Origin of the sequence: Hyalangium sp. (assembly GCF_035629615.1) — a bacterium.
Lineage (GTDB): Bacteria > Myxococcota > Myxococcia > Myxococcales > Myxococcaceae > Hyalangium.
In genome coordinates, this window is the sequence record NZ_DASPHO010000545.1 from 1 (window position 1) to 11,053 (window position 11,053).

At 68.4% G+C, this 11,053-nt stretch carries 10 protein-coding genes and 1 pseudogene; 5 read left to right on the top strand and 6 right to left on the bottom strand.

Annotated features, from left to right (window positions below; genetic code table 11):
• Positions 1-252, bottom strand: a 252-nt coding sequence (locus VD972_RS27685) for a PA14 domain-containing protein (RefSeq protein ID WP_324991754.1), incomplete at its 3' end; no start/stop codon positions are given.
• A 570-nt stretch (positions 253-822) separates the two neighbouring features.
• On the opposite strand from VD972_RS27685, the gene VD972_RS27690 reads away from it, so the two are divergent.
• From VD972_RS27690 to rsmI, 3 genes are all read left to right on the top strand, one after another.
• Positions 823-1,617, top strand: a complete 795-nt coding sequence (locus VD972_RS27690) for an alpha/beta hydrolase (protein WP_324991762.1) — start codon at positions 823-825, stop codon at positions 1,615-1,617.
• Positions 1,618-1,684: 67 nt separating this feature from the next.
• Entirely contained in the window at positions 1,685-2,062 is a 378-nt protein-coding gene (locus tag VD972_RS27695; protein WP_324991755.1) for a YraN family protein, read from the top strand.
• A 3-nt stretch (positions 2,063-2,065) separates the two neighbouring features.
• On the top strand, positions 2,066-2,893 hold the full coding sequence (gene rsmI, locus VD972_RS27700) for a 16S rRNA (cytidine(1402)-2'-O)-methyltransferase (RefSeq protein ID WP_324991756.1): 828 nt from the start codon (positions 2,066-2,068) through the stop codon (positions 2,891-2,893).
• 9 nt (positions 2,894-2,902) lie between these two features.
• Here rsmI and VD972_RS27705 read toward each other — a convergent pair whose 3' ends face one another.
• From VD972_RS27705 to VD972_RS27725, 5 genes are all read right to left on the bottom strand, one after another.
• On the bottom strand, positions 2,903-4,201 hold the full coding sequence (locus VD972_RS27705; protein ID WP_324991757.1) for a hypothetical protein: 1,299 nt from the start codon (positions 4,199-4,201) through the stop codon (positions 2,903-2,905).
• A 158-nt stretch (positions 4,202-4,359) separates the two neighbouring features.
• A complete protein-coding gene (locus VD972_RS27710; RefSeq protein WP_324991758.1) occupies positions 4,360-5,394 on the bottom strand; it encodes a M23 family metallopeptidase in 1,035 nt (344 codons plus the stop codon).
• A gap of 65 nt (positions 5,395-5,459) precedes the next feature.
• Positions 5,460-6,878 carry a sigma-54 dependent transcriptional regulator gene (locus VD972_RS27715; RefSeq protein ID WP_324991759.1) on the bottom strand — a complete coding sequence of 473 codons (1,419 nt, stop codon included), beginning with the start codon at positions 6,876-6,878 and terminating at the stop codon, positions 5,460-5,462.
• 22 nt (positions 6,879-6,900) lie between these two features.
• Complete coding sequence (locus VD972_RS27720) at positions 6,901-7,767, bottom strand: family 1 encapsulin nanocompartment shell protein (RefSeq protein ID WP_324991760.1); 867 nt, start codon at positions 7,765-7,767, stop codon at positions 6,901-6,903.
• A gap of 26 nt (positions 7,768-7,793) precedes the next feature.
• The gene (locus VD972_RS27725) at positions 7,794-8,273 is read right to left on the bottom strand and encodes a ferritin (RefSeq protein WP_324991761.1); all 480 of its coding nucleotides are present in this window, start codon (positions 8,271-8,273) and stop codon (positions 7,794-7,796) included.
• Positions 8,274-8,379: 106 nt separating this feature from the next.
• Between VD972_RS27725 and murJ the strand changes: the two genes are divergently transcribed.
• On the top strand, positions 8,380-10,080 hold the full coding sequence (gene murJ / locus VD972_RS27730; protein ID WP_414654140.1) for a murein biosynthesis integral membrane protein MurJ: 1,701 nt from the start codon (positions 8,380-8,382) through the stop codon (positions 10,078-10,080).
• A gap of 289 nt (positions 10,081-10,369) precedes the next feature.
• Positions 10,370-11,053: pseudogene (locus VD972_RS27735) on the top strand (hypothetical protein); the annotation flags it as partial.

Genomic DNA, 11,053 nt, shown 5'->3' on the forward strand with positions numbered 1-11,053 from the left:
GCACTCCGCGGGGATGATCTGCCTGCGCTGACTCGGGCTCGACCACTTCAGCTGCGCCGTGGCTGTGCCCCTGTTCTCGTAGAACTCCATGCGCAAGCTGTAGGCGCGCCCCGCCTGGAGCGTGATCGTGCCGCGGTCCTCTTCGAGCGCATGCACCGTCCAGTTGTCGATCAACAACTGCCCGTTCACCCAGAGCCGGACCCCATCGTTGGACCGGGTGTAGAAGGTATAGGTCTCCGAGTACCTCGGCACGACCCTCCTGCCCGCACACGAAGATGCGCCCATCTGGCGCAAGGGCCATGGAGGTGGGCTCCTCGAGCCCTCCGACGAACCGCGAGTCCTCGAAGAGCGGTGGGAGCACCACCTGCTGGCCCTGCTGCGCGAAGGAGTCAGGGAGCTTTTCCTCCGTGCACCCCCAGAGCGACAGGAGCAGGCTGACATGGAGCGACAGGATGGCGAAGCGCATGGGGCCTCCGGGCAGTGCTTCGAGCGCCCAAGGTGTTGCGCACCTCCCGGGGTTGCTGACGCCTCCACGCCGCCCCTGTCCAGTCGTGGAAGCTTCACTCGGAGTCCTGCCCAGCACCGAGCACCCACACTCCCCTCAGCCAGGAGTTGCCAACGACTGCTCTGACACGGGTGTCAGGGCAGGGTGGCATGGCTGCTGTCTGCTGGGGAGGATTGTCTCACCTGCCCAGGTCCTTAGGTTTCCACGACGGAAATGCAAGCACTGGGGGGGCTATGGCGAGGGTGAAGGGTTCACGGTACGTCGAGGTGGAGCCGGGTGTTCGAATCTGGGTCGAAGATGTCGGCGATGGCCCACCGATGGTGTTGCTCCACGGGTGGCCCGCGAGCTCCCGCATGTTCGAGTACCAGCTGAATGAGCTGCCGAAGCACGGCATCCGCTGCATCGCTCTGGACACTCGAGGGTTCGGCGCCTCCGACAAGCCATGGCATGGCTACACGTACGACCGTCTGGCAGATGACGTGAAGGCGGTGCTCGAGACGCTCGCCCTGGAGCACGTGACGCTCGTCGGGTTCTCCATGGGGGGAGCGATAGCGGTCCGCTACATGAGCAGGCACGGAGGCCGTGTCGACCGGCTGGCGCTGCTGGGCGCCGCGGTGCCGGGTGTGACTCGCAGGCCCGACTTCCCCTATGGGATCGATCGATCCGCCTGCGACGACCTGATCCAGCTCACGTACCGCGATCGGCCCAAGATGCTCTCGGCCTTCAGCCAGAACTTCTTCCACGACCCCGAGGCACTCAGTCCTGAGTTCAAGACGTGGTTCGCCGGCCTCTGCGGCCAGGCCGCTGGCCATGCGACGATCAAGTGCTGCGAGCTGTTCCGGGATGCGGATCTCCGACCGGACCTGCCCAAGGTGCGGGTCCCCACGCTGATCCTCCACGGCGACTCGGACAAGATCTGCTCCTTCGAGCTGGCCGAACAGACGCAAGCGGGCATCGAGGGCTCGCGACTGGTCGCCATCGACGAGGCGGGGCATGGCTTCTTCTATGAGAAGCAGGATCGGCTGAACGAGGAGCTGCGCTCCTTTGCCGCGGTCACCTCGTCCGCAGGAAAGCAGGAGCCCGGTCGGCAGCCGTCGCCAGCGCATCCCTGACCCGAGTGTCGGAGCAGGGTGCTAGAGGACGGCCCTGCCCATAGGGGGCGTGGAGGAGGCGGGGTGGGTGGGACGGACGGCGGTGGACAGACGGGGCTATGGGAACGAGGCCGAGGCGGCGGTCGTGCGCTTCCTGGAGGCGCGGGGCTACCGCATCCGCGCGCGCAACTTCCGGTGCCGCTATGGCGAGCTGGACATCGTCGCCGAGCATGGGGACACCGTCTGCTTCGTGGAGGTGCGGATGCGCTCCACGGCCGTCTGGGGAGATCCCTCGCACACGGTGTCCTTCGCCAAGCAGCGTCGCGTGGTGAAAGCCGCGCTGCACTATCTCTTCGCGTATGACCTGCGCGAGAGGATGATGCGCTTCGACGTCGTCTCGGTGGTGGGCCACGGTGAGAAAGCCAGCCTGGAGCACCTCCCGAACGCCTTCGACGCGGGGATGTGACGCATGGCTGGGACGCTGTACCTCGTCGCGACGCCCATCGGAAACCTGGGGGACATCACCTCCCGGGCGGTGGACACCCTGCGGCAAGTGGCCTTCGTCGCGTGCGAGGACACGCGGCACTCGCGCGTCCTGCTGGAGCACTTCGGCCTCGCCCCGGAGACCGTGAGCCTGCCCGCCTTCGCCGAGGGGCAGCGCGCCGGGCGCATCCTTGATCGGATCGCCGCCGGTGAGGACTGTGCCCTCATCACCGACGCCGGCAGCCCTGGCATCAGCGATCCAGGAGAGCGGCTCGTCGCCGAGGCGCTCGAGCGAGGGCTGTCCGTCGTCCCAGTCCCAGGCGCCACCGCCCTGGTGGCGGCGCTGAGCGCCTCCGGGCTGCCCACGGGCCGCTTCCACTTCCTGGGCTTCCTGCCGCGCAAGGGCGCCGAGCGCCGCGCCATGCTGGAGGAAGTGGCGCAGCTGTCAGCCACGCTCGTGCTCTACGAGTCCCCGCGGCGGCTGGGGGAGACGCTGCCGGATCTGCAGGAGGCCTGGGGGGATCGCCGCGCGTGCGTGGCGCGGGAGCTCACCAAGGTGCACGAGGAGTTCGTGCGCGGACCGCTCTCGGAGCTCGCGGCGCGCTACGGGGCCGAGGAGCCCCGGGGCGAGGTGGTGGTGCTGGTGGAGGGGCGCACCGGGGATCGCCGCTGGTCCGAGGAGGAGCTGCGCCGCGCCCTGGAGGAGGGGCTGACGCGCGGCGAGAAGCTCAAGGCGCTGAGCACCGAGCTGGCCCGCCGCGCGGGCTGGTCTGGACAGGACGTCTACCGCCTGGGGCTGAGCCTCAAGCGCTGAGGCGGTGCCTCAGAACGCGAACGCCGCGGACAGCTCCAGACGGAACGTCTTGCTCTCCGTGGCCCGGAAGCGCCGCGATACCAGGTCCGTGCGGAAGTCGAAGTTCGGGTTGACGTTGGTGTTGCTGGCAGGGTCGAGCACTCCACCCGAGGTCCTGATCTCTTCAGGAGCGACGCCGAGGTTCTCGTTGGTGAGCGCGTGATCCGTGTTGTAGAGGAACGTGCCGGAGGCGCGCAGGGTAAAGGCCTCGCCAGCGCTCGCCGTGGCGCCGAACTGGCCGCCCACCTGGAAGTACTCCTGGGTGGCCAGCAGCTTGCCCAGGGCCGCGCTCAGCTCGTTGTAGTAGCGGCCCGAGGACACGTAGGTGCCGATGGCGCGGACGTCGAGCGCGAACTTCTGGCCCTTGTTCTTGTCGCTGAACGCGGTGAACTCGGAGCCGAACAAGAAGCCCGTCACATGAGGGGCCTTGATGCCCGTCTCCTTGCGGGTCCACTTCCCCACGAAGCAGTTCCCAGGCACGCCCTGCGACTCCCCATCGAAGCAGTTCGAGTAGATGCCCGGGCCCTGCACTGGCACGGTGTAGTGCGCCTTGAAGTACGGATCCGCCACGCCCATCTTCCGCGAGAAGGAGGTGTAGAAGGTGTACTTGTGGACTCGATCCCCCACGTTGCCGCGGTCATCACCCGTATTGTCCAAGCTCGGATCGCGCTGCTTGGCAGTGGGCAACTCGTAGTCGAGGCCGATGAGCCACATCGGCTTGGTGTCGTCCCGGTTCTGGTTGAAGAAGGCGTAGGCCAGCCCGAAGCGCATGTTGCCCAGGCCGCCGCGCTTGCTCGTGGACGGAACGGTAAAGAGAGACCGCGGCGACACCGTGGTGGAGCCGTCCGGGTTCAAGCGGTTGTTGATGATGGTCGAGTTGGAGTCGTTCGTGTCGGACACGAAGGCATAGTTGTCGTTCTGCTGGAGGATGAGCGGCAGCCCGAAGGAGAACTCCAGATCCTTGTAGAGGCCGATCGCCAGCGCGATGTCGAGCCGTGTGTCGCTGCCCCGGTGCCAGACCTCGGGTCGCTCGATGCGCCCCGGAGTGAACTCCTCGTCATCCGGAGCCTCGGGATTGACGATCTGGTCGGAGAGCTGCTCGCGGGTGACTTTGGTGTGCGTCTGCGTCCGCCTGAAGCGAACGTCGAGGAAGAGATCGAACGGATCATCCTCATCGAATGAAGACGCGATGCGGGTGACCTCCGCGGCCTGGGCACCCAGTGGTGCGCCCAGCAGCAGCGCGGCGAGAATGGCGCGAAGCCTCAACATCCAACCTCCGAAAACCCTCTGGCGCTCTCAGGGCCCGCGGATGCCGGCAGCCCCCCTCGGACTGCGGACTACGGTGGCCTAACCCCTGAGAACTGTTGAGAAATTATCAGGGACGCTAGCCGCCATGGGCAGGGGTGTCAAGAAATGGGTGGGCTGCGTCAGTTTCCGGCCACCGGCGGGCTGAGCAGCGAGTCCATCCGCCGGATCTCCGCCTCCAGGGCGGTGCGCTGCTCGGCCGACAGGGTGCGCCGGAAGGTGCGGTGGCTGTCGAAGGGATCCACCACGCGATCGTCCTGCGTCATGAGCTGGTAGTGCAGGTGCGGCGCGAAGGAGCGGCCGCTGTTGCCGCTCTGGGCAATGACCTGGCCCGCGGAGAAGCGCGCGCCGGGCTTGAGGCTCTTGGGCAGCTCGGAGAGGTGGAGGAAGAGCGCGCGCCGCCGCTTGCCGCCGAGCTCCTCCAGCTCCAGGCAGTTGCCGTTGCTGCTGAAGTTCCAGTTCTTGCGCTTGACGACACCGGTGAAGGGGGCCTTCACGGGCGAGCCCACGGCCGCCTTGAAGTCCACACCCTTGTGGCCGCGGCCATCGCGCAGCAGGGACGTCACCTGCTCGAAGTCGTCCATGGGCGCCTGCTCCAGGCGCTCCTCCAGCTCCTCTCCCGTGGGCTGGAAGTAGCGGGCGTAGCCGTCCCCCGAGGCCTGGAAGCGGTAGGCGCGGTGCGTCTGGCCCGTCTTTCCGCTGACGAACCGCACGGCGTGCACGAGCGGCTCCTCGCCCGGGCGCGTCTGGAAGAGCACGTCCAGCGTGTCGCCGCGGAGGATCTCGTTGGGCACCCGCACCCACCACACCAGGGTGCGCGTCACCACCTGCGCGAGCGCGGGCCCCACAGAGGGATCCGTGGCCTGGACGAGCGCCGTCTCCAGCGGGCCATCGATCTTCACCGAGGCGCGCGACAGGCCCGCCGCAACGAGCGGATCCACCGGAGCGGGAGGAGGGGTCGGGGCGGCCACGACGGGGGCTGCCTCCTGAGGCACCACGGCGACAGGAGGCTGCTCGAAGAAGGGGTAGGCGCCCTTGTTCTGCTTCCACCACCACGCGCCGCCCGCCGCACCGCCGAGGATCACCGAGATGAGCACGACCGAGCCGAAGCGGCTGCGCTTCGGGGGTTCTCCAAGAGTGGGAAGAGATGGCCGCATGCTGGCTCCCTGGGGTCGAGCGGTACGCCGGGCCGAAACCGCCGCGAGCGCGGCGATATTTCGGGTCATTCGTCCGAGGCTTCGTCCTTGCCCTCGGGGGCGGTGTCGCGAAGGCCGAACTCCTTCATCTTCGTTTGAAGGGACTTTCGGCTGATCTGCAGCAGCTTCGCCGCTCGCGTCACGTTGCCGCCGGTCTCCTCGAGGGCCTTGGTGATGAGGTCCTTCTCGAGCTCGGCCGCCTTCATGCGGATGATGTCCTTGAGCCCCGCCTCCCCCGTCGGCGCCTCCACCGCCGAGGAGCCAGCAGGCGAGCTGGGCTGCGCGCCCGCCCCTTGACGGACAGGCTCCGGCAGGTCCTTGGCGGTGATGAGGGGGCCGTCCGCGAAGAGCAGCACGCGCTCGATGAGGTTCTCCAGCTCGCGGATGTTGCCGGGCCAGCTGTAGGTCTGCAGCAGTGCCATGGCATCGTCGGCGATGCCCTCGATCTTCTTGTTCAGGCGCCGGTTGTACTTGTCCACGAAGTACCGCGCGAGCATGGGGATGTCGCTGCGGCGCTCGCGCAGGGCAGGCAGCACGATGGGGACCACCGCCAGCCGGTAGTAGAGATCCTTGCGGAACCGCCCGGCCTCGATCTCCTCCTGCAGATCCTTGTTGGTGGCCGCCACCAGGCGCACGTCCACGCGGGTGGTCTTGATGCCGCCCACGCGCTCGAACTCGCTCTCCTGGAGCGCGCGCAGCAGCTTCACCTGCATCTCGACGGGGACCTCGCCGATCTCGTCCAGGAAGAGGGTGCCGCCGTCGGCCAGCTCGAAGCGGCCAGGCTTGGAGGTGACGGCACCGGTGAAGGCGCCGCGCTCGTGGCCGAACAGCTCGGACTCGATGAGGTTCTCGGGGATGGCGGCGCAGTTGATCTTGATGAAGGGCTTGTCCCGGCGGCTGGAGGCGCCGTGCAGGGCGGTGGCGATCAGCTCCTTGCCCGTGCCGCTCTCGCCGGTGATGAGCACCGTGGAGGGCGTGTCCGCCACCTTGTCGATGATCTTGTAGACCTCCTGGATCTGCGGGGACTCGCCGACGATGGCCGCGCGCGCCTTGCTGTCCGGGCGCACGGAGCGGCGGTTGCTCTCGTGGGCCTTGACGGCCTTGGCGATGACGGCCGACAGCTCCGGCTGCTCGAAGGGCTTGGTGATGTAGTCGAAGGCGCCGGCCTTGATGGCCTCCACGGCGGAGTCCACCGTGCCGTGCGCGGTGATGATGATGACGGGCACGTCCGGGTTGGCGGCCCGGATGGCGCTGAGGACCTCCATGCCGCCCACCTTGGGCATGACCAGGTCCGTCACCACGATGTCCGCGCCGTGCTTGTGGAACTCGGCGAGCCCCTGCTCACCGTCCGCGGCGACGGTGACGTCATAGCCATCCCGCCGCAGCATGGCAGCGAGCACCTTTCGCAGGTTCGCCTCGTCGTCGAGGACCAGGACCTTGGCCATGGGAGAGAGCGCCGCTCCCAAGCTACTTGCTGCGGGGCGGAGGCGCGGAGCCCTCGAGCGTGCAGATGGAGTCCGGGTGCTTGATGCGCAGGATGAGGGCCTCCAGCACGCGGAACGGGTGGTTCATGCGCGAGGCGCCCAGGTAGGAGGTGACCATGTCCATGGCCACCGCCAGATCCATGTTCTCGCGGCCGGTGGAGACCACCACGCCCGTGTCGCCCCGAAGGCGGTTGGACTGGAAGACGCCGTCCGAGGCGAGCTGGCGGATGGTCTCGATCTCCAGCACACCCGTCTTCTCGTAGATGCGGTGCAGCAGCGAGTACAGGCGCGGCGAGAGCACCACGGCATAGGGGCCGTAGTGGCCGTGCTCGTTGAGCTTGCGGGAGGCCTCGACGATGGCCAGGTAGCCCGCGCCCGCGTGCGTCCAGTCCCCGAGCGGCACGGTGAGCCGGCCGGTGGCCGTCACCAGCCCCTCGTGGCCGAGCCTCGGATCCCCGTAGAAGATGAGCTCGTCCTCCTGCTGTGCGCAGAGGGCGGCGGCGCCGGCGGCGGCGGACACGTCCAGCGGCATGTTGTGGATGCGGGCCGCCTCGATGTCACGCCAGTGCAGCAGGAAGTCCTTATAGATGATGGGGATCGTCTTGAACTTGCGCGCGTCCGTGAAGACGGTGGCCGTCTCCTGCTCGCCGACGATGTCCACGGCGCCCGCGGAGACGCCCTGGTACTCATCGTGGGGCACCGTCTGAACGCCCGCGCCCAGCGGCCCATAGATGTCCAGGATGCGGCGCCCCACCAGCGAGCGGCGGGCGACCTGGATGACGGTCTCATTGAGGCGGGCCCACTCCTCCTCACGGAGGGGGTTCTCGGCATGTCCAAGGAAGTCAGGCATCGGCAAGCTCCTCTAAGGAGGAATCGTTAGCGACTGCCACCCCGGCCACTGCCACCGCCGCCGGGACGCCTGAGCGATCCCACGGTGAGCGGGTAGGCGTTCTGGGAGGGGGGGGCAGTCAGGCCATAGATGACGCGGTGAGGGGGAAGGGTGGAGACAGGTTCGACGACAGGTCGCCCCCCCGCAGGCCCGTTGTTGGAGGGCTCGGGGCTCTGGGTGGGCGACGGGCCAGGCGGTCCGCCGATCGCCTTCTGGTAATGGCCCGGTGCGATGGGGTTGGTGAAGTGGGTGTCCTGAGCGCTGTCCAGCAGGCGCAGCATCTGGGTGGCCTCAGCGACGTGCTCCTTCTCCTCGGCGGCCAGGTGCGCGAAGAAGGCGCGGACCTCCGGGTTGGAGGAGGACTGAGCGAAGGCCTCGTATTCGTTGATGGTCTCGAGCTCTCGCGCGAGCACGCGGCGGATGCGTGCCACATCGCTCAAGAGCTCGCTGTCAGAGGGGCCAGCCATCGGGCCGGGACCATTGCGGCCCGCAGGGGGCACCGTCAAGGAAAACAGTGGCTGGCTGTCTTCTTGCTTCATGGAGGTGAACGTCCCGCGTAGATTGCCCGCCCCCTTGACTGCCTCCGTGCCTGGCCAGACCCCATCTCCGGAGCCCGCCTCCCCCGCGAAGAAGGCCGACTCCGGAAGCGGGCGCGGGGCGCTGCTCGTCGCCGCAGGCATCCTGGCCTCACGCCTCATGGGCCTGGTGCGTGAGCGCGTCTTCGCGCACTACCTGGGCAACGCGGAGGCGGCCGCCGTCTTCAAGGCCGCCCTGCGCATCCCCAACTTCCTGCAGAACCTCTTCGGCGAGGGGGTGCTCTCCGGCTCCTTCATCCCCGTGTACGCACAGCTGCTGGGGCAGAAGAACCAGGAGGAGGCGGATCGGCTGGCGGGAGCCATCTTCGGGTTGATGACGCTGGCCACCAGCGTGCTGGTGGCGGCGGGCATGCTGGCCACGCCGCTGTTCGTGGACGCCATTGCTCCCGGCTTCGAGGGCGAGTCCCGAGCCCTGGCCATCCAGCTGGTGCGCATCGTCTTCCCGGGCACGGGGCTGCTGGTGCTGTCGGCGTGGTGCCTGGGGATCCTCAACAGCCACCGCCGCTTCCTGCTGTCCTACCTGGCGCCGGTGGTGTGGAACCTCGTCCTCATTGCCACGCTGGTGGTGGCGGGGGGACGGGTGGGCGAGGCCCGGCTGGTGGAGCTGCTGGCCTACGCGGTGGTGGCGGGCGGCTTGCTCCAGTTCGCCGTACAGGTGCCGGCCGTGCTGCGGCTGCTGGGGAAGTTCCGGCCCTCGCTCTCCCTGGCCAGCGAGTCCGTGCGCCGCGTGCTGAAGAGCTTTGTGCCCGTGGTCTTCGGGCGAGGCGTGGTGCAGATCAGCGCCTACGTGGACACGGCCGTGGCGTCCCTGCTGTCCGAGCGGGCCCTGTCCTCTCTCTTCTACGCGCAGACCCTCTATCTCATCCCGGTGAGCCTCTTCGGCATGGCCGTGTCCGCGGCCGAGCTGCCGGAGATGGCTCGCGCCACCGGCGGTGCTGCCGAGGAGGTCCACGCCAAGCTCCGCGAGCGCATCGAGGCCGGAGCGCGCCGCGTGGCGTTCTTCGTGGTGCCGTCCGCCGTGGCCTTCCTCCTCATTGGAGACGTGGTGGCGGCCACGCTGCTCCAGACGGGGCGGTTCACCTCTGCCGACTCCCGGTATGTCTGGTACCTGCTCATGGGCTCGGCGGTGGGGCTGGTCTCCTCCACGGTGGGCCGCCTCTACTCCTCGGCCTTCTATGCGCTGAAGGATCCCAGCACCCCGCTGCGCTTCGCCATCGTCCGCGTCGCCCTGGGAGCCGTTATGGCCTGGGGGCTCGGCCTGTACCTGCCCGAGCGCCTGGGACTGCCACGGTACCTGGGCGCCGCCTTCATCACCGCCGCGAGCGGCCTGGTGGCCTGGGTGGAGGCCTCCCTGCTGCGCCGGAGCCTGGGCCAGCGCATCGGCGGACATGTAGGCCCACCTCCAGGGCTGCTCCCGAAGCTGTGGGGCGCCGCCGTCGTGGCGGGCGCTGTGGCGCTGGGCGTCAAAGTGGCACTGACTTCGACTCTAGGGCCGATGGCAGGGGTGGCCGAGGAGTGGGGGGGAAGCCTGCTCGCTCCCCCCCAGCTGCACCCGGTGGTGACGTGCCTCGCGGTCATCCTGCCCTATGGACTCGTGTATTTCGCTCTGACAGCGGCCCTGGGGCTGCCCCAGGCGCTGGCGGTGTTCCGCCGTGTGCGCAAGCTCGTCCGGCGCTAGTCGAGGGGCAGGTGGGGAGGGGGGCAGATAGGGGACATGTGGGGGTAGAGTGGATGGGAAGTGAGGCGCGTCGCGTTAAGCAGCAGATGGGGGTTTTCGCGAAAGGTCTCAAGCGACTTCCGTCCCAGCTTGGAGCACGTGTAGAGTGCGCCGCCTTTTTTCAGGAGCCCGATTTGCCTGAAACCTGGTCAGGATTTCCTTCAGGAAGGTCTCGGCAGTGAGCGACGAGAAGAGCGGTGGAGCTGGTGGTTTTGGTCCGAAGAAGCCCAAGGCCACCTTTGGTGACGTGATGCTCGGTATCCCTGCGGGTCGCGCCGGCGAGCGCGAAGGCCGTGGTGGAGATCGTGGCGGTGACCGGGGTGGAGACCGGGGCCGCGGTGGCTCTGAGCGCCGAGGTGGCGAGCGTGATGCCAGTCCAAAGCCTGGAGGTGAAGCCGGCGGCGCGTCCGCTGCGGGACCGCGTGAGGAGCGCCGTCCCCGGGGCGACCGGGATCGCGGCCCGCGTGGCGGCGGTGCTGGAGGAGGCGGAGGCGGCGCTGGAGGAGGAGGCGATCGCCGCGGTGGCGGTGAGCGCAAGCCTCAGGGGCCGATGGTGGTCGTGAAGCGCGCGTCGGGTGTCATCGAGACGCGAGGCCCGATGGGCGAGCAGCCCTCCACCCCGGCCGAGGCAGCGCCTGCGACGGGTGAGGCTCCGGCCGCTGAGGCGTCCGTGGCTCCGGTTCCGACGCCTGCTCCGACGCCGCGTCCGGCTCCGGCTCCCGCGCCGAGCAGCGCGCTCTACGAGGAAGTGCACGAGAGCGAGTCCTTCGCCGAGATGTTCGAGGCGCAGGTGAAGGACGGCGGAGTGCCTGCCCGGCGCAGCGTTCGCATCGGCGAGAAGGTGACGGGCAAGATCTTCCAGCTGGGCGCGGATACGGCCTTCGTGTCGCTCGACGGTGTCAAGAGCGAGGCGATGATCGAGCTGCGCGAGCTG

Coding starts and splice junctions, on each gene's coding strand:
- VD972_RS27725 (WP_324991761.1), bottom strand. CDS start 8,273: ATGGCTGGCCCCTCTGACAGCGAGCTCTTGAGCGATGTGGCACGCATC.
- VD972_RS27720 (WP_324991760.1), bottom strand. CDS start 7,767: ATGCCTGACTTCCTTGGACATGCCGAGAACCCCCTCCGTGAGGAGGAG.
- rsmI (WP_324991756.1), top strand. CDS start 2,066: ATGGCTGGGACGCTGTACCTCGTCGCGACGCCCATCGGAAACCTGGGG.
- VD972_RS27710 (WP_324991758.1), bottom strand. CDS start 5,394: ATGCGGCCATCTCTTCCCACTCTTGGAGAACCCCCGAAGCGCAGCCGC.
- VD972_RS27715 (WP_324991759.1), bottom strand. CDS start 6,878: ATGGCCAAGGTCCTGGTCCTCGACGACGAGGCGAACCTGCGAAAGGTG.
- VD972_RS27705 (WP_324991757.1), bottom strand. CDS start 4,201: ATGTTGAGGCTTCGCGCCATTCTCGCCGCGCTGCTGCTGGGCGCACCA.
- VD972_RS27690 (WP_324991762.1), top strand. CDS start 823: ATGGTGTTGCTCCACGGGTGGCCCGCGAGCTCCCGCATGTTCGAGTAC.